The sequence below is a fragment of the Pseudomonas sp. PAGU 2196 genome (genome assembly GCF_022179005.1).
Lineage (GTDB): Bacteria > Pseudomonadota > Gammaproteobacteria > Pseudomonadales > Pseudomonadaceae > Aquipseudomonas > Aquipseudomonas kermanshahensis.
In genome coordinates, this window is the sequence record NZ_BNTL01000030.1 from 25,353 (window position 1) to 43,634 (window position 18,282).

The window sequence follows — 18,282 nt, forward strand, 5'->3', positions numbered from 1 at the left end:
CCATTGATCAGTCTTGCCAGACCGGCGTGGCCCTTGCCACCAGCGCCTGAACATCTACACCCCGCGGCAGCGCGCCATAGGCCCGACCACCACCGGCCAGGCGGCTGCCGATGAACGCATCGCTGACCATCGCATTACCCGCCTCCAGCAGCAACTTGGCCTGCAGCGCCAGTGCAATGTCCTCGGTCAGCTGACGGGCGCGGTACTGGATGTCGGTGGTGTCGGCGAACGCCCCCTTGAGGTTGCCAATGTGCGCAGCCAGCCGTGGGTCGCCATGGCCATCACCCAGCTCGGCGAACAGCGCGTCCAGCACCCCCGGCTCCTTGGACAGCGCCCGCAACACATCCAGGCACTGCACATTGCCCGAGCCTTCCCAGGTCGAGTTGACCGGTGCTTCGCGGTACAACCGCGGCAGGATGCTGTCTTCGACATACCCGGCCCCGCCCAGGCATTCGGCGGCCTCGTTGATCATTGCCGGGGCACGCTTGCAGATCCAGTACTTGCCCACTGCTGTGACAAGCCGGGCAAAATGCGCCTGCTGCGGGTCATCGAGCTGCTCCAGGGCCTGCCCCATGCGCAGGCTCAGGGCCAGCGCCGCCTCGCTCTCCAGCGCCAGGTCGGCCAGCACGTTCTGCATCAGCGGCTGCTCGTTCAATACCCGGCCGCCGACCTTACGGAACGCGCAATGATGGGCGGCTTGGGTGAGGGCCTGGCGCATCAGGGCACTGGAGCCGACCATGCAGTCGAAACGGGTCATGGCGACCATCTCGATAATGCTCGGCACACCCCGCCCTTCTTCACCCACCATCCACGCCAGGGCGCCCCGAAACTCGACTTCACTGGACGCGTTGGAGCTGTTGCCCAGCTTGTTTTTCAAGCGCTGGATATAGAACTGGTTGCGGTTGTCATCCGGGCGATGGCGGGGCAACAGGAAGCAGCTCAGGCCTTTTTCGGTCTGGGCCAGGGTAAGAAAGGCATCGCACATCGGCGCCGAGCAAAACCACTTGTGCCCGACCAGTTCATACGCCTGGCCAGGGCCCGGCGCACCGACCGGGTAGGCGCGCGTGGTGTTGGCACGCACGTCGGTGCCGCCCTGCTTCTCGGTCATGGCCATGCCCAGGGTAACCCCGGCCTTGTGCCGGTCCCCGACGTTGCGCGGGTCATATTCGCAGGCCAGGATTTTCGGCAGCCAGTACTCGGCCAGTTCGGGCTGAAGGCGCAGCGCCGGCACGGCGGCGAAGGTCATGGTCAGCGGGCAGCCAGTGCCAGCTTCGGCCTGGCTGTGCAGGTAGGTCATCGACGCGCGCGCCACATGCGCACCAGCACGGGGTTCTGCCCATGGCAGAGAAGGCAGACCGTGCTCGACGGCAGTGCGCATCAGCTCGTGGTAGGCCGGATGGAACTCGACCAGGTCGATACGGTGGCCATAACGGTCGTGGCTGCTGAATTCCGGCTTGTGCGCGTTGGCCAAGAAGCCCGCAGCCATCAGCGGCCCACCAGCCAAGGCACCGTAGGCATCGATCCGCGACTCGGCCCAGCCAGCGCCAAAACGCCGCGACCACTCCTGCAAGGGTTGGTCAAGGCGGTACAGGTTGGCGCCGTCGAGAGACGGCGGCTGGTTGGTGACTTCGTGGGTTTCAGCGTACTGGTGCAGGTTCATTGGCAGCTCCTGGATCCGTGCAGGCCTGAAAGTCCCAGTGAAGCACTCCCTGGGGGTCAGTCAAAGTGACAAAAATGACTAATCGGGATGGCATTTGGCTGGAGTTGTTGTAGGTCGCGGGGGCAAGTTTTGAGAATGCATCAGGGCTGATAGGTGTTCGCCACTACACATTCAGCGCCTATAAGATCGAGCGCCGCGCGGGCGGCGCTCGATTTCCCAGGCGCTAAACTTCCCGTGGCGGGCGCCTGTCAGCCCCAAACGCGTCCTGCCCGCTATCGATACACCTACTACTAGAAGGAGCGACGCGTCTGCTGAGAGTGCGGAGGCAACTGCACCTGCGATATCGCGACTTTCATCGTCAACTCGAACCTGCTCCCCAACCCGCGCGTAGATTCATGCGACAGCGTGGCCCCCAGCAACTCGCCCATCTGCCTGCAAATCGACAAGCCGATGCCCAGCCCGCCATAACGCCGGGTCATGGAACCATCAACCTGGAAAAAACGCTGGTAAAGCGTGGCCTGATCGAGATCATCGAAGCCGATACCACTGTCACTGACCGTGAAGGTAAGCGCCAGGTTGTCCGGCCCCAGGCGCTGGCCACGCACCTGCAGCATGACCCCGCCCTGATCGGTGAACTTCAGGCCGTTGTCCAGCAGGCAACCCAGGCAACGGGCCAGTTTTTGCGCATCGGACAGCAGCGCGTCTGGCAGATCGGCAGGTATGTCCAGGCTCAGGTACAACCCTTTACCCAGCGCCTGGCCAGCGTGCGCGGCGCGCAAGCCTTGCAGCATGTTACGCAGGCTGAAGGGCGCGGCCTGCGCACGCAAGCGGCCGCCCTGCAGCTCGGAGAGGGTGAGGATGTCGTCGACCATGTCCATCATGCTCTGCGCCGACGTGACCGCTGTGCGATGGTACTGGGCCATTTCGGCCTCCATCGGCAGGGTGTGCATCAGCTCAAGCGAGCCGATCACACCATTCATCGGGGTGCGCAGTTCATGGGTGACCGTGGCCAGGAACTCGTCCTTCAAGCGGTTGCTCCTGGCCAGTTGCAGGTTCAACTGCTCCAGGGTTCGACCGGTTTCACGCAGGGTCTGCGCCTGTTGCTCGCGCAGGCTGTTGATACGGTCGGCCAGCGCCAGCGACAGCAGCGCCACCTCCAGCGCCGAGCCCAACTGGCTGGCATACATGGTGATGAACACGTTCGGCAGGTAACCGAGCACCATCAAGGTGTTGACCAGCCCGCCCAGCAAAAACGCCGACCAGGCGATGATGAACCAGCGCGCCACGCGCAAACCGCGCGACCAGGCATACACGCCAGCGGCAAAGATGCTGACGGTGAACAGCAACGCCAGCACCGTGGCCATGCGCAGGGCGATGCCATACGGCATGCTCACGGCCAAGACCATCACCAACCCACCGCCCAGCATCAGCAGTTGCAACAACCGGTCGAAGCCACGGCTGATCTTGCCCAGTTGCAGAAAATGCCGGGCGAACTGACAGCCGAACAAACCGGCAGCGCCAATGAACAAGGGCGTCGAGGCATTCGCCCACCAGGGGCTGTCCGGCCAGAAGTAGGCGACCCCCGCACCATTCACCGAAACCTGATAAAGACCGAACGAGGCGATGTAGAGGATGTAGTAGAGGTAGCTGACATCCCGCACGCTGAGGTAAATGAACAGGTTGTACACCAGCATTACCAGCAACACGCCGTAGATCATGCCCAGTACGTACAGGCGCGTGGGCTGGTCCTCCATGTAGGCCTCGGCCGACCATAGCGCCAGCGGCGCCTGCACCGACCCCTGGCTGTGCAAGCGCAAGTAGACGGTAGTCGCCTGGCCTGGGGGCAGCGGCAACTCGAACAGGTAGTTGTTCTGCCGGATCTGCCGGCTGGCGTAAGGCAAGGCGTCGCCCGTGCGCTGGGCCAGGCGGTAGGTACCGGTGCTGTCGGGCAGGTACAACTCGAGGTGATCCAGGGGTGGGTAGGCCAGTTCCAGCAGCCATTGGCGGGGGGTGGCAGTGGCCGACGGCAGGTAACGCAGGTCGATCTTCAACCAGAACACCGACGTGGAATAACCAGCGTTCAACACAGGCTCATGATGGGCCCGAAAGTGTTTGGCGAACGTGGGCTCACTGACTTGGGCAATGCTGGTACTGCCATCAGGGTCTTCGAAGACCTGAAGGGTTTCGCCCAGCGGAAGATGGCGGGTAGCGTCGTCGAAGTCGACCGCAACGGCCAGCACGGGCAACAAGCCCAGAAGCACAATCAGCAAATAGCGCATACAGCCCCAGCATGGCCTGTCCGGTCGCGTCGCGGTTGCCTCCCATCCGTTTGAGACGACGTAATCCGGCAGAACCCGTTTGTCGAGTTATCCGAGCACTCTAGCATAGCTTTCCTACCTGGCAATCGGCCATCTCGAATTGCGGCCAAAAGGCTCTAAATCAATACTTTCAGCAGAACAACACACCTGAATCTGACCAGTCGATCAGCAAAACTCGTTTGTAGGACGATCCCCACAAATGGGTTTGGTGGTAAGCTCGCCGCCCATGAATACCTACAGCTCCCGCCCCGTTGTCCTCTGTCTCTCCGGCCACGACCCCAGTGGCGGCGCCGGCTTGCAGGCAGATATCGAAGCCCTGATCGCCCAAGGCTGTCACGCCGCACCTGCGGTGACCGCCCTGACCGTCCAGGATACCGTCAATGTTTCCGACTTCCGCGTGCTCGACCGTGAGTGGGTGCTGGCCCAGGCCAACGCCGTGCTGGCTGACTCCACGGTAGCGGCCGTCAAGCTGGGCATGCTCGGTTCGATCGACATGGTCGACACCGTCGCCGAACTGCTTGCCGCCCACCCGCACCTGCCGCTGGTCTGCGACCCGGTGCTGCGTGCCGGTGGCGGTGGCCGCCTGGGCAAGGACGAAGTGGGCTACGCCGTGCGCGAACGCCTGCTGCCGCTGGCGACCATCGCCACGCCGAACCTGCCGGAAGCGCGCATTCTCGCCGAGCTGCCTGAAGGCACTGCCGACGAGTGTGCCGAGAAACTGTTGCCGTTCTGTAGACACCTGTTGATTACCGGGGGTCACGGCGACGAAGACGAAATCCACAACCGCCTGTACAGCCGCGACGGCCAACGCCTGACCTGGACCTGCCAACGCCTGCCAGGCAGCTACCACGGTTCCGGTTGCACCCTGGCCAGCGCCCTGGCCGGTCGACTGGCACTGGGCGAAGCACTGCAAAGCGCTGTGCGCAGCGCCCTGGATTACACCTGGCGCACCCTGCGTGACGCCGAGCAACTGGGCAAGGGCCAGTACGTGCCGCGCCGCCTGCCCCTGGATTTCTGCTCCTGATACGAGGCTTTCAGATGAAGCTACGCGGTCTGTACGCAATCACCGACAGCCAGCTGCTCGCCGGCCGTTTTCTGTCCCATGTCGAAGCGGCCCTGGACGGCGGGGTGCGACTGTTGCAGTACCGCGACAAGAGTGACGACGCTGCGCGTCGCCTGCGCGAGGCCGAAGCCTTGAAGCAACTGTGCGAGCGCTACGACACCCAGCTGATCATCAACGACGACGCTGAACTGGCCGCACGCCTGGGTGTCGGCGTGCACCTGGGCCAGACCGACGGCCCGCTGACCCCGGCCCGGGCGTTGCTGGGCCGCGACGCCATCATCGGCTCGACCTGCCACGCGCAGCTCGACCTGGCCCGCCAGGCCGCCAGCGAAGGCGCCAGCTATGTGGCCTTCGGTCGCTTTTTCAACTCCGTGACCAAGCCGGGCGCACCGGCCGCCAGCCTCGACCTGCTGGAACAGGCCCGCGCCCAGGTCAAGCTGCCGATCGCCGTGATCGGCGGCGTCACCCTCGACAACGCTGCCCCGTTGGTCGCCCATGGCGCCGACCTGCTGGCGGTGATCCACGGCCTGTTTGGTACCGATAGCGCGCAGGAAGTCACCCGCCGCGCCCGTGCCTTCAACGCCCTGTTCGCTTCCTGATTTCGAGAGAAGATCCCATGTCCCGTTCCGAAACCCTGTTCGCCCAAGCCCAGAAGCACATCCCGGGCGGCGTCAACTCGCCCGTCCGCGCGTTCAAGAGCGTTGGCGGCACGCCGTTGTTCTTCAAGCACGCCGAAGGCGCCTATGTCGTTGACGAAGACGACAAGCGCTACGTCGACTACGTGGGTTCCTGGGGCCCGATGATCCTCGGCCACGGCCACCCTGAAGTGCTCGACGCGGTGCGCAACCAGCTGCAACACGGCCTGTCCTACGGCGCCCCGACCGCCATGGAAACCGAGATGGCCGACCTGGTCTGCTCGCTCGTGCCGTCGATGGAAATGGTCCGCATGGTCAGCTCGGGTACCGAAGCCACCATGAGCGCCATCCGCCTGGCCCGTGGCTACACCGGCCGCGACGCCATCATCAAGTTCGAAGGCTGCTACCACGGCCACTCCGACAGCCTGCTGGTGAAAGCCGGCTCGGGCCTTCTGACCCAAGGCGTGCCAAGCTCGGCGGGCGTGCCGGCGGACTTCGCCAAACACACCCTGACCCTGCCGTTCAACGACATTGCCGCGGTCGAAAAAACCCTGGCTGACGTCGGCCAGACCGTGGCGTGCATCATTGTCGAGCCGGTGGCCGGCAACATGAACTGCGTACCGCCAGCCCCGGGCTTCCTCGAAGGCCTGCGCGAGCAGTGCGACAAGCACGGCGTGGTGTTGATCTTCGACGAAGTGATGACCGGCTTCCGCGTCTCGCTGGGCGGCGCCCAAGGCTACTATGGCATCACCCCTGACCTGTCGACCTTCGGCAAGATCGTCGGCGGCGGCATGCCGGTCGGCTGCTTCGGCGGCAAGCGCGAGATCATGGGCTGCATCGCCCCGCTGGGCCCGGTCTACCAGGCCGGTACCCTGTCGGGCAACCCGCTGGCCATGGCCGCCGGCCTGACCACGCTGAAACTGATCAGCCGCCCAGGCTTCCACGCCGAACTGACCGATTTCACCAGCCGCATGCTCGACGGCCTGCAACAGCGTGCCGATGCCGCTGGCGTACCGTTCGTCACCACGCAGGCGGGTGCCATGTTCGGCCTGTACTTCAGCGGCGCCGATGACATCGTCACCTTCGACGACGTGATGGCCAGCGATGCGGATCGCTTCAAGCGCTTCTTCCACCTGATGCTCGACGGTGGCGTGTACCTGGCGCCAAGCGCGTTCGAGGCGGGCTTCACCTCCATCGCCCATGGCGACAAGGAGCTGCAGATCACCCTGGATGCGGCTGAAAAGGCCTTTGCTGCACTGAAGTAAACCGCCACATTTGCCCCTGTAGGAGCGCCCTTACAGCCCTTTCGCGACGTAAGGCCGCTCCTACACAATCAGCTGACTTCCCCAACCCGACAGAATTTCGCGTAAAACTTTGTAAGGTTGGCGCTGCTTATCCCATAATGTGCCACCAGAGACATTGGCCGCAGCTTTGCAGAGGTAAGTCGATCCCCATGAACCGCACCGGCCGCGCCCTGACCCTGGGCTGCCTGTTGCTTCTTCAGCCCCTGCTGGCCCTGGCGGAGGGTGGTAACTCATTGCTGATTCCAGCGACGAGCCGCTGCACCCTGAATGTTCAGCCAGAAGACCTCGCCAATGCCCTCAAGGCCTGCGAGCAGACGGCGACGACGGGGGATGCCCAGGCGCAGTTCGAACTGGGCGAGTACTACTACACCCAGACGCCCAAAGACCTGAACAAGGCCCTGAACTGGTTTCAGCAGGCCTCGTTGCAAGGCCACGCCCAGGCCCAATACCGGCTTGGCGCCATGTTCTTCCGCGGCGAAGGGGTCAAGGCCAATAACGTGCAGGCCTACATTCTGCTGAAGATGGCCGCGGTCAACGGCGCCGAAGATGCGCTGGACATGGCCGACGAAGTGACCGAGCAGATGCCCCGCGACGAGCTGGAACACGCGACCCAGGTGCTCGGCCAGATCTTCCGCAAGTACCTGCTTGAACTGCAGAACGCCGAAGGGCGCTCGCCGTTCTCGCCACTTCCCTGAAACGCCCTACTTCTCTGGCATCGGCATGGGGAATGGCATTACATTGCCGCCGCCCTTGGCCTCGCTGATCTTCGCCGTGCCCAAGCGCTCGACCTCGTCGATGCGCACGATCGAATGCATCGGCACGAAGCTGCGGATCACGCCCTCGAACTGGCTCTTGAGCTTCTCTTCGCTGGGGTCGACCACCACCTGGGTGCGCTCGCCGAAGACGAACTCCTCGATTTCCAGGAAGCCCCACAGGTCGCTCTGGTAGATCTGCTTGGCATACATCTCGAAGACCTGCCCCTGGTTGAGGAAGATCACTTTATAGATGGCGGGTTCGCGTTTGCTCATGGTTGGCGGGATAACACATGCGTAAGAAAAGGTGCGCATCATAGCAGTGCCGGCCTATTCGCGGGTAAACCCGCTCCCACAGGCTCTCCACCGGCCTTGAAACCTGCGCAGTACCTGTAGGAGCGGGTTCACCCGCGAATAGGCCAGAACAGGCCCTACATACCGTTGAACGTTTCAGTGCTTTCGCCACTGCCATTCAAGGGTTATTCTTGAGCTCACACCCATTGCCGTCGGGCGGCTAAAAACGACCTTGAACGCACCCATAGAACCTCATCGTTTCATCCTCGAACCTTTCGAGGCCCACCGTTTCGCCAACTTGTGCGGCCAGTTCGACGAGCACCTGCGCCTCATCGAGCAACGCCTGGCCATCGAGATCCGCAACCGCGGCAATCAGTTCGAACTGATCGGCGAACCCAAGACCACTTCCGCTGCCGAGCAACTGCTGCGCCGCCTCTACCGCGAGGCCAAGGCCACCGACTTGTCGCCAGAAACGGTCCACCTGTACCTGCAGGAGTCGACCGTCGAGAACATCGACAACCCGGCGGTCAACGAGGTCAGCGTCTCGTTGCGCACGCGCAAGGGCAACATTCGCCCGCGCGGTGTCAACCAGCAGCGGTACGTCAAGGAAATCCTGGCCAACGACATCAACTTCGGCATCGGCCCGGCCGGTACCGGCAAGACGTACCTGGCCGTGGCCTGTGCCGTAGATGCCCTGGAGCGCGAGCAAGTGCGCCGCATCCTGCTGGTACGCCCGGCAGTCGAAGCGGGCGAAAAGCTCGGCTTCCTGCCCGGTGACCTGGCACAGAAGATCGACCCGTACCTGCGCCCGCTGTACGACGCCCTGTACGAAATGCTGGGCTTCGAACACGTGGCCAAGCTGATCGAGCGCCAGGTGATCGAGATCGCCCCGCTGGCCTACATGCGTGGCCGTACCCTGAACAACAGCTTCATCATCCTCGACGAAAGCCAGAACACCACGCTCGAGCAGATGAAGATGTTCCTCACCCGCATCGGCTTCGGCTCGACGGCGGTGATCACCGGTGACATCACCCAGGTCGACCTGCCCCGTGGCACGAAGTCGGGCCTGGCGCATGTGATCGAGGTGCTCCGGGACGTTCCGGGTATCAGCTTTACCCATTTCCAACCCAAAGATGTGGTTCGTCACCCACTGGTGCAACGCATCGTCGAGGCCTACGACCGTTTCGAAGGCCGTCAGGCCAAGCCAGAGGCACCCGGCAAAGATGCTTGAACTTGACTTGCAACGGGCCACGGACGCCGCCGCCCCTGACGATGCTGCCTTCCGCCGCTGGTGCGAGCTGGCCCTGCGCCAGCGCAGCGCCGACTCGGAAATGACCATCCGCCTGGTCGACGAAGCCGAAGGCCGCGAGCTGAACCACACCTACCGGCACAAGGACTACGCGACCAATGTGCTGTCGTTCCCGGCCGACGTGCCTGATGACCTGCTCGACATCCCCCTGCTGGGCGACTTGGTGATCTGTGTGGCGGTGGTCGAGCGCGAGGCCGCCGAACAGGGCAAAACCCTGGAGGCCCACTGGGCGCACCTGGTCATCCACGGCTGCCTGCACTTGCTCGGCTACGACCACATCGACGATGACGAAGCCGAGGAAATGGAAGCCCTGGAACGAGAATTGCTGGCAGAACTGGGTCACCCTGACCCGTATGCCGACGATGAAGACGAAACCATCACACACTGATACTGCAAGGATCACGAGAACCGCCATGAGCGAAGATCGATCGAGCAACGGGCAAAAGTCCTGGCTGGGTAAACTGACCCAGGCTTTTGCCCATGAGCCGAAAAACCGCCAGGAGCTCCTTGAGCTGCTGCGCGAAGCCCATCAGAACAAGCTGCTCGACAGCGAAGCGCTGACCATTGTCGAAGGCGCCATCCAGGTTGCTGACCTGCAGGTGCGCGACATCATGGTGCCGCGCTCGCAAATGATCAGCATCAAGGCCAGCCAATCGCCTCGCGAGTTCCTGCCGGCGGTGATCGACGCCGCGCACTCGCGTTACCCGGTGATCGGCGAAAGCCACGATGATGTGCTGGGCATCCTGCTCGCCAAGGACCTGCTGCCGCTGATCCTCAAAGAGAACGGCGACAGCTTCAACATCAAGGACCTGCTGCGCCCGGCCACCTTCGTGCCGGAGTCCAAGCGCCTGAACGTGCTGCTGCGCGAGTTCCGTGCCAACCATAACCACATGGCCGTCGTCATCGACGAATACGGCGGTGTGGCAGGCCTGGTGACCATCGAGGACGTGCTTGAACAGATCGTCGGTGACATCGAGGACGAACACGACGTCGAGGAAGACAGCTACATCAAGCCGCTGCCCAGCGGCGACTTCCTGGTCAAGGCGCTGACCCCGATCGAGAACTTCAACGAGTTCTTCGACAGCACCTTCTCCGATGACGAATTCGACACCGTGGGCGGCCTGGTGATGAGCGCGTTCGGGCACCTGCCCAAGCGCAACGAAACCACCGAGATCGGTGCCTACAAGTTCCGCATTCTCAATGCCGACAGCCGGCGGATTCACCTGCTGCGCCTGACACCGATCACCCGCTAAGGACAATCATGCGTTGGATCACCCGCCCCGGCTGGCCCGGTAACCTGCTGGCCATGGCGGCCGGCGCTTCCACCCTCCTGGCCCTGGCGCCGTTCGACATCTGGCCGCTGGCCCTGTTGTCCATCGCCCTGCTTTACCTTGGCCTGCGCGAGCTCAGCCCGCGCCAGGCCATGGGCCGCGGCTGGTGTTTCGGCTTTGGCCTGTACGGCGCCGGCACCTGGTGGATCTACGTCAGCATGAACACCTACGGCGGCGCTTCGCCGCTGCTGGCGATCCTGCTGCTGCTGGCGTTCTTCGCCGCCCTTGCCTGGTTCTTCGCACTGCCCACGTGGCTGTGGGCGCGCTGGCTGCGGCGCAACGAGGCGCCGCTGGCCGATGCCTTGTGCTTCGCTGCCCTGTGGCTGTTGCAAGAGGCCTTCCGGGGCTGGTTCCTGACCGGCTTCCCCTGGCTTTATGCGGGCTACAGCCAGCTCGATGGTCCCTTGGCGGGCTTGGCGCCGCTAGGCGGCGTGTGGCTGATTTCCTTCACCCTGGCGCTTAGCGCTGCCTTGCTGTGCAACCTGCATCGGCTACGCGCCCGGCCCTCGTTCCTGGCCGTCGCCGGCGTGCTGTTGCTCGCCCCGTGGGTACTGGGCATGGCCCTCAAGGGGCACGCCTGGACCAAGCCTGCGGGTGATCCGCTCAAGGTGGCCGCCATCCAAGGCAACGTCGAGCAGGAGGTGAAATGGGACCCCGCGCACATCGACGCACAGCTGGCGCTGTACCGCGACATGACCTTCACCTCGAAGCCCGTAGACCTGCTGATCTGGCCCGAAACCGCGGTCCCGGTGCTCAAGGACCAGGCCCAGGGCTACATCGACGTGATGGGCCGCTTTGCCGCCGAGCGGCATTCGGCGCTGATCACCGGCGTCCCCGTACGTGAGGTGGTGCACCACCAACGCCGCTATTACAACGGCATCACCGTGACCGGCGAAGGCGACGGCACCTACCTCAAGCAGAAACTGGTGCCGTTTGGCGAGTATGTGCCGCTGCAAGACATGCTGCGTGGCGCGATCGAGTTCTTTAACCTGCCCATGTCGGACTTTGCCCGGGGCCCCGAAGACCAGCCGCTGTTGCAGGCCAAGGGTTACCAGATCGCGCCGTACATCTGCTACGAAGTGGTCTACCCCGAGTTCGCGGCGAGCCTGGCGGCGCGCAGCGACCTGCTGCTGACCATCAGCAACGACACCTGGTTCGGCACCTCCATCGGCCCCCTGCAACACCTGCAGATGGCGCAGATGCGGGCACTGGAAGCCGGCCGCTGGATGATCCGCGCCACCAACAACGGCATAACCGCGCTGATCGATCCGTTCGGGCGCATTACCACGCAAATTCCGCAGTTCCAGCAGGCGGTGCTGTATGGCGAGGTGGTGCCGATGCAGCAATTGACGCCTTACCTGCAGTGGCGCTCGTGGCCGCTGGCGATCCTCTGTGTGCTGTTGCTGGGCTGGGCGTTGCTGGCCGGGCGCATCGCCAAGACCGTTTGAGTTCTCCTGCACCGGCCTCTTCGCGGGTTTACCCGCGAAGAGGCCAGCACAAGCAATACAAGGCTCAATAGAACAACCGATACCCCAGCAACCCAACGGCTTCATTGAGCAACTGCCCGCTTTGCCACATGGCCCGGCTCTCCGGCAGCAACCCACCGAACGGCCGTGCATGATCACGCCCGAGGAATCCCACCGACGCCGGCACCACTTCGAACCCGGCCTGCTCGAAGCTCCAGCGCGAGCGCTGCATGTGCCACGCCTGGGTCACCACCACCACCCGGCGGATACCCAACGGCTGCAACACCTTGGCGCTCATCTGGGCATTTTCCCAGGTCGTGCGGCTGTCCTCTTCCTTCCACTTCACCTGCACCGCGAAATCCTCATGCAGGCGGTCCGCCATCAACCGCGCCTCGCTCGGCGGCGTGCCGTAGTGCAAGCCACCGCTGGTCAGCACCGGCAACCCCGACGCCTTGGCCAGCCGCGCAGCAAAGCGCATGCGCTCAAGGGCCGTTGCCGTAGGCTGGTCATCCCCACCCCAGGCCGGGTCACCGCGCTCACGCCCGGCACCTAGCACGACGATGGCATCCGCCCTGCCGGCAAGGCCCGCCCACTCGCTGACCTGCAAAGGCGGTTCGGTTTCCAGCAACCGTGCCGACTCCTGCAGCACCAGGGGCAAACTCATCAGCCACAGGCCACCCAGCCCCACTGCAAAGCACAGCGCCGCCAGCCGCGGGCGGCGGGTACGCAGCCACCAGGCGGCCAGCAGCAGCAGGAACAGGACGCCCGGCGGCATCAGCCATTGCTTGATGAAGAATCGAATGGGCATCGGCTACACCTCCATGGAAGGCGTGCAGCCTAAGAGGATCGACGCCGGGCAACAAGTGTGCGGCCGGCGACGATCGTGAGAAGTGTATTGAAGAACCGGCGCGCGATGGCCTGCGCCTGGCGTCCTGAACGGCTAACGATGCGGCAGCGTCCTGGATCTCGCCGTGCTGGCGGGGCGTTTCTTGTCCTTGAGCCAGATGATCTTGGCCGATGTCGGCTCCGCTTGCGGGTAACTGCCGGCACAGGCATTTTGGCGCTCCGGAAGGGATTCCAGGTAGGCCTTGATCACTTCGAACTCTGCGTGGCTAAGGCCGCGCAACTCCAGCTCGGCTGGACTCTCGTCGCGCAATCGTACCGACGTCCGGGCAACTTCCAATGCCAGGCCAAGGCGGTCGATCAGGCGTTCGTAAAGCTCCGGTTTGATTGCGGGTAGCTGCGTCTCTCCCATCCGTTCACCTCATTGAAGATAAAAATATCTCCCCCCACACCTGAGCTTAGCGTCACTCTAAAAAGCAGCCGTTTGCCGCGACCAGCGGGCATTCGCAATCAAGGTTTCCCACGATGCGCAGCGCTGCTGTATGCTACGGCGTTCACTCTAAACGACACCGGAGTACCGGTTGCAGCGAGGTTCCGCTGCCTGGAACAAGGTCTCTTCTCTCTCAGCCAAAAGTAGCCATGCACGAACAATACACGCCCCGTGATATCGAAGCCGCCGCCCAGAACTTCTGGGACGAGCAACAATCGTTCGCTGTTACCGAACAGCCAGGCAAAGACACCTACTATTGCCTATCGATGTTCCCGTACCCGAGCGGCAAGCTACACATGGGCCACGTGCGCAACTACACCATCGGTGACGTGATTGCCCGCTACCAGCGCATGCTGGGCAAAAACGTCTTGCAGCCGATGGGCTGGGACGCCTTCGGCATGCCCGCGGAAAACGCGGCGATGAAAAACAACGTCGCCCCGGCCAAGTGGACGTACGAAAACATCGACTACATGAAGACCCAGCTCAAGAGCCTGGGCCTGGCCATCGACTGGGCACGTGAAGTCACCACCTGCAAGCCGGACTACTACCGCTGGGAACAGTGGCTGTTCACCCGCCTGTTCGAAAAGGGCGTCATCTACCGCAAGAACGGTACCGTGAACTGGGACCCGGCCGACCAGACCGTGCTCGCCAACGAGCAGGTCATCGACGGCCGCGGCTGGCGTTCGGGCGCGCTGATTGAAAAGCGCGAAATCCCGATGTACTACTTCCGCATCACCGACTACGCCGACGAGCTGCTCGAGAGCCTCGACGAACTGCCGGGCTGGCCTGAACAGGTCAAGACCATGCAGCGCAACTGGATCGGCAAGTCGCGCGGCATGGAAGTCCAGTTCCCGTTCGACCAGGCCACCATCGGCCACGAAGGCACCCTCAAGGTCTTCACCACCCGTCCTGACACACTGATGGGCGCCACCTACGTCGCGGTCGCCGCCGAACACCCGCTGGCCACCCAGGCTGCCCAAGGCAACCCGGCGCTGCAGGCGTTCATCGACGAGTGCAAGAGCGGCAGCGTCGCCGAGGCCGACATGGCCACCCAGGAGAAGAAGGGCATGCCCACTTCCCTGCTGGTCGAACACCCGCTGACCGGCGAGAAGCTGCCGGTCTGGGTCGCCAACTACGTGCTGATGCACTACGGCGACGGCGCCGTGATGGCCGTGCCGGCCCACGACGAGCGCGACTTCGAATTCGCCCGCAAGTACAACCTGCCGGTCAAGGCCGTGGTGCGCACCAGCGAAGGCGACGAAGTCGGTAACGAATGGCTGGCCGCCTACAACGAGCACGGCCAACTGATCAACTCCGGCGAGTTCGACGGCCTGGACTTCGCCGGCGCCTTCGACGCCATCGAAGCCGCCCTGATCCGCAAGGAACTCGGCAAGTCGCGCACCCAGTTCCGCCTGCGCGACTGGGGCATCAGCCGTCAGCGTTACTGGGGCTGCCCGATCCCGATCATCCACTGCCCGTCCTGCGGCGACGTGCCGGTGCCGGAAGACCAGCTGCCGGTCACCCTGCCAGAAAACGTGGTACCGGACGGTGCCGGCTCGCCGCTGGCGCGCATGCCCGAGTTCTACGAATGCACCTGCCCGAAATGCGGCACGGCGGCCAAGCGCGAAACCGACACCATGGACACCTTCGTCGAGTCGTCCTGGTACTTCGCCCGCTACGCCTCGCCAAACTACGACCAAGGCCTGGTCGACCCTAAAGCCGCCAACCACTGGCTGCCGGTCGACCAGTACATCGGCGGTATCGAGCACGCGATCCTGCACCTGCTGTACGCGCGCTTCTTCCACAAGCTGATGCGTGACGAAGGCCTGGTCACCTCGAACGAGCCGTTCAAGAACCTGCTGACCCAGGGCATGGTGGTCGCCGAGACCTACTACCGCGTTGCCAGCAACGGCGGCAAGGACTGGTTCAACCCGGCCGATGTCGAGATCGAACGTGACGCCAAGGCCAAGATCATTGGCGCCCGCCTGAAGACCGACGGCCTGCCGGTAGAAATCGGCGGCACCGAGAAGATGTCGAAGTCGAAGAACAACGGCGTCGACCCGCAATCGATGATCGAAGCCTACGGCGCCGATACCTGCCGCCTGTTCATGATGTTCGCTTCGCCGCCCGACATGAGCCTGGAGTGGTCCGATTCCGGCGTCGAAGGTGCCAGCCGCTTCCTGCGTCGAGTCTGGCGTTTGGCCCAAGGCCACGTCAGCCAGGGCCTGCCGGGCAAGCTGGATGTCGCCACGCTGGACGACGCGCAAAAGGTCATCCGCCGCGCCATCCACGCCGCGATCAAGCAGGCCAGCACCGACGTGGGCCAGTACCACAAGTTCAACACCGCCATCGCCCAGGTGATGACCGTGATGAACGTCCTGGAAAAGGCCCCGCAAGCCACTGAACAGGACCGTGCCCTGCTGCAGGAAGGCCTTGAAGCCGTCACCCTGCTGCTGGCGCCGATCACCCCGCACATCTCCCACGAACTGTGGAAGGCGCTGGGCCACGACCAGGCGGTCATCGATGCTGGCTGGCCAGCCGTCGACGAGAGCGCACTGGTACAGGACAGCATCGTCCTGGTGGTGCAGGTCAACGGCAAGCTGCGTGGCCAGGTCGAAATGCCGGCCGCCGCCAGCCGCGAGGAAATCGAAGCCGCCGCCCGCAGCAACGAGAATGTCCTGCGCTTCATCGATGGCCTGACCATCCGCAAGGTCATCGTGGTACCGGGCAAGCTGGTCAACATCGTCGCCAATTGATGGCACGCCCGCCCGCAGGTTCTGCGGGCGGGCGGTACAGGCCCAAGAGGGAGCAACAACATGATCAAACGCAATCTGCTGGTAATCGGCCTGGCCGTCGTGCTCAGCGCCTGCGGTTTCCAGCTGCGTGGCACCGGCACCACCGAGCTGAGCGTCAAAGAGATGGACGTCAGCGCGCGCAATGCCTATGGCGAAACCGTAACCCAGCTGCGCCAGGTCCTGGAGCGTAACGGCGTCAACCTGCACGCGGGCGCACCTTACCGCCTGGTGCTGACCAACGAGCAGGAAAACGAACGCGCCGCGACCTACACCGGTGGCAGCCGCTCGGCCGAGTACGAGCTGACCACGGTACTGAACTACAGCATCCAGGGCCTGAACAACCTGGAACTGCTCAGCGACAAACTGGAAATGCGCAAGGTCTACGTGCGTGACGGTTCCAACATCACCGGTTCCGAGCAGGAAGCAAAACGGGCACGTGACGAAATGCGCCGCGACCTGGTCAACGCCATGGTCGTACGCCTGCAGATGCTGACCCCGACGCAACTCGACGAGCTGCAGCGTAAAGCCGACGAACGCGCCCAGGCTGAAGCCGCCGCGCTGGAAGCGGCACGCCGTCAGCAGGCGGAAACGCCTCAGCAGTCGCCACTGGAAGTTCCGGGCAACTGAGCCCGTGCGGGGCACCTTAGGTGCCCCGCCTGTTTCCGATGAAACTCGCCCCCGCCCAACTCAACAAGCACCTGCAAGGCGCCCTGGCACCGGTTTACGTGGTCAGCGGCGACGACCCATTGCTGTGCCAGGAAGCCGCTGACGCCATCCGCGGCGCCGCACGCCAACAAGGTTTCGACGAACGCCAGGTGTTCAGCGCCGACGCCAATTTCGACTGGGGCACCTTGCTCCAGGCGGGCGCCAGCCTGTCCCTTTTCGCCCAGCGCCGCCTGCTGGAACTGCGCCTGCCCTCCGGCAAGCCCGGTGACAAGGGTGCTGCAGCCTTGATGGAATACTGTGCCAGGCCGGCCGAAGACACGCTGCTGCTGATCAGCCTGCCCAAGCTCGACGGCAGCGCGCAGAAGACCAAGTGGGGCAAGGCCCTGATCGAAGGCGCCCATTGCCAGTTCATCCAGATCTGGCCGGTGGATGCGCACCAGTTGCCGCAGTGGATCAACCAGCGGCTGTCGCAGGCCGGCCTTTCGGCTCAACGCGATGCCGTGGACCTGATCGCCGCCCGGGTCGAAGGCAACCTGCTGGCTGCCGCCCAGGAAATCGAAAAACTCAAGCTGCTGGCCGACGGCAACCAGATCACCGTCGAGACCGTACAGGCGGCGGTCGCCGACAGCGCCCGCTTCGATGTCTTCGGCCTGGTCGATGCCATTCTCAATGGCGAAGCCGCGCACGCCCTGCGCATGCTTGAAGGCCTGCGCGGCGAAGGCGTGGAGCCGCCGGTGATTCTGTGGGCACTGGCGCGCGAACTGCGCCAACTGGCCGGGCTGGCCCAACAGTTCAGCCAGGGCGTGCCGCTGGACAAGGCCTTCAGCCAGGCGCGGCCACCGGTGTGGGATAAACGCCGACCACTGGTCAGCAAAGCCCTGCAGCGCCTCTCGGCGCAGCGCTGGGCCCAGCTGTTGCAGGATGCCCAGCGGATCGATGCGCAGATCAAGGGCCAGGCCGAGGGTTCGCCCTGGACCGGGCTGGCACGGCTGTCGCTGCTGATGGCCGGGCAGCGGCTAGCGCTCCCTTCCGAGTAATAGTCTAAGCCGCTGTCGCCGGCTTGCCGGCGATAGGGCCTTCGAATCATATACACAATCAATTGGCCCTCCCCCACCCAGCGGCCTACAGTGCGCCCCGAAAGCCACCCATCGGGAATCCGCACCATGAGCAAAAAACCGAAGAAGCACGGCCCCAACAAGGCCAAGTCGATCGTCGCCCAGCCACTGTTCCGCTGCCGCCAGGAACAACCGGACAAGGGCAAAGGCAGCTACCGCCGCGAAGCCTTCCAATCGAGAGATTGGGAGGCTTCTTACTTTTTGGCGGCATGAAAGCATCGAAAGCGCAGGCATGGTATGG

At 63.7% G+C, this 18,282-nt stretch carries 17 protein-coding genes; 12 read left to right on the plus strand and 5 right to left on the minus strand.

What is annotated here, in order from left to right:
• Positions 1-7: 7 nt before the first annotated feature.
• Entirely contained in the window at positions 8-1,660 is a 1,653-nt protein-coding gene (locus MFF34_RS23000; protein WP_238216639.1) for an acyl-CoA dehydrogenase family protein, read from the minus strand.
• Positions 1,661-1,950: 290 nt separating this feature from the next.
• A complete protein-coding gene (locus tag MFF34_RS23005) occupies positions 1,951-3,939 on the minus strand; it encodes a hybrid sensor histidine kinase/response regulator (RefSeq protein WP_238216641.1) in 1,989 nt (662 codons plus the stop codon).
• Between the two features lie 265 nt (positions 3,940-4,204).
• On the opposite strand from MFF34_RS23005, the gene MFF34_RS23010 reads away from it, so the two are divergent.
• The 4 genes from MFF34_RS23010 (at position 4,205) to MFF34_RS23025 (ending at position 7,675) form a co-directional block, all read left to right on the plus strand.
• Positions 4,205-5,002: a hydroxymethylpyrimidine/phosphomethylpyrimidine kinase gene (locus MFF34_RS23010; RefSeq protein WP_085272375.1), complete on the plus strand. Its 798-nt coding sequence runs from the start codon at positions 4,205-4,207 to the stop codon at positions 5,000-5,002.
• A gap of 14 nt (positions 5,003-5,016) precedes the next feature.
• Positions 5,017-5,640: a thiamine phosphate synthase gene (gene thiE / locus MFF34_RS23015; RefSeq protein WP_099455386.1), complete on the plus strand. Its 624-nt coding sequence runs from the start codon at positions 5,017-5,019 to the stop codon at positions 5,638-5,640.
• A gap of 17 nt (positions 5,641-5,657) precedes the next feature.
• On the plus strand, positions 5,658-6,941 hold the full coding sequence (hemL, locus tag MFF34_RS23020) for a glutamate-1-semialdehyde 2,1-aminomutase (protein WP_085272346.1): 1,284 nt from the start codon (positions 5,658-5,660) through the stop codon (positions 6,939-6,941).
• A 188-nt stretch (positions 6,942-7,129) separates the two neighbouring features.
• Complete coding sequence (locus MFF34_RS23025) at positions 7,130-7,675, plus strand: tetratricopeptide repeat protein (RefSeq protein ID WP_027592628.1); 546 nt, start codon at positions 7,130-7,132, stop codon at positions 7,673-7,675.
• 6 nt (positions 7,676-7,681) lie between these two features.
• Here the strand turns inward: MFF34_RS23025 and MFF34_RS23030 are convergent, their stop codons facing one another.
• On the minus strand, positions 7,682-8,008 hold the full coding sequence (locus MFF34_RS23030) for a DUF1820 family protein (RefSeq protein ID WP_027592627.1): 327 nt from the start codon (positions 8,006-8,008) through the stop codon (positions 7,682-7,684).
• A 250-nt stretch (positions 8,009-8,258) separates the two neighbouring features.
• Between MFF34_RS23030 and MFF34_RS23035 the strand changes: the two genes are divergently transcribed.
• The 4 genes from MFF34_RS23035 to lnt are packed head-to-tail and all read left to right on the plus strand — an operon-like array spanning position 8,259 to position 12,114.
• Positions 8,259-9,257 (plus strand): PhoH family protein, encoded by a 999-nt coding sequence (locus MFF34_RS23035; protein ID WP_027592626.1) that lies wholly within the window; start codon positions 8,259-8,261, stop codon positions 9,255-9,257.
• Positions 9,250-9,723, plus strand: a complete 474-nt coding sequence (gene ybeY, locus MFF34_RS23040; protein ID WP_027592625.1) for an rRNA maturation RNase YbeY — start codon at positions 9,250-9,252, stop codon at positions 9,721-9,723. Before MFF34_RS23035 ends, ybeY begins: the two co-directional genes overlap by 8 nt.
• Before the next feature lie 25 nt (positions 9,724-9,748).
• Positions 9,749-10,588 carry an HlyC/CorC family transporter gene (locus MFF34_RS23045; RefSeq protein WP_027592624.1) on the plus strand — a complete coding sequence of 280 codons (840 nt, stop codon included), beginning with the start codon at positions 9,749-9,751 and terminating at the stop codon, positions 10,586-10,588.
• A gap of 8 nt (positions 10,589-10,596) precedes the next feature.
• On the plus strand, positions 10,597-12,114 hold the full coding sequence (gene lnt, locus MFF34_RS23050) for an apolipoprotein N-acyltransferase (protein ID WP_099430532.1): 1,518 nt from the start codon (positions 10,597-10,599) through the stop codon (positions 12,112-12,114).
• A gap of 64 nt (positions 12,115-12,178) precedes the next feature.
• On the opposite strand, the gene MFF34_RS23055 is transcribed toward lnt, so the two are convergent.
• Complete coding sequence (locus tag MFF34_RS23055; RefSeq protein WP_238216644.1) at positions 12,179-12,940, minus strand: YdcF family protein; 762 nt, start codon at positions 12,938-12,940, stop codon at positions 12,179-12,181.
• Positions 12,941-13,072: 132 nt separating this feature from the next.
• Positions 13,073-13,387 (minus strand): hypothetical protein, encoded by a 315-nt coding sequence (locus MFF34_RS23060; protein ID WP_027592621.1) that lies wholly within the window; start codon positions 13,385-13,387, stop codon positions 13,073-13,075.
• Positions 13,388-13,614: 227 nt separating this feature from the next.
• Here MFF34_RS23060 and leuS point away from each other — a divergent pair, with 227 nt between their 5' ends.
• From leuS to arfA, 4 genes are all read left to right on the plus strand, one after another.
• Positions 13,615-16,221 carry a leucine--tRNA ligase gene (gene leuS, locus MFF34_RS23065; RefSeq protein WP_238216646.1) on the plus strand — a complete coding sequence of 869 codons (2,607 nt, stop codon included), beginning with the start codon at positions 13,615-13,617 and terminating at the stop codon, positions 16,219-16,221.
• 60 nt (positions 16,222-16,281) lie between these two features.
• Entirely contained in the window at positions 16,282-16,887 is a 606-nt protein-coding gene (gene lptE, locus MFF34_RS23070; RefSeq protein ID WP_186677453.1) for an LPS assembly lipoprotein LptE, read from the plus strand.
• 38 nt (positions 16,888-16,925) lie between these two features.
• Positions 16,926-17,963: a DNA polymerase III subunit delta gene (gene holA, locus MFF34_RS23075; protein WP_027592618.1), complete on the plus strand. Its 1,038-nt coding sequence runs from the start codon at positions 16,926-16,928 to the stop codon at positions 17,961-17,963.
• Between the two features lie 126 nt (positions 17,964-18,089).
• Positions 18,090-18,254: an alternative ribosome rescue factor ArfA gene (gene arfA, locus MFF34_RS23080; protein ID WP_016501800.1), complete on the plus strand. Its 165-nt coding sequence runs from the start codon at positions 18,090-18,092 to the stop codon at positions 18,252-18,254.
• The last annotated feature ends 28 nt before the right edge of the window (positions 18,255-18,282 follow it).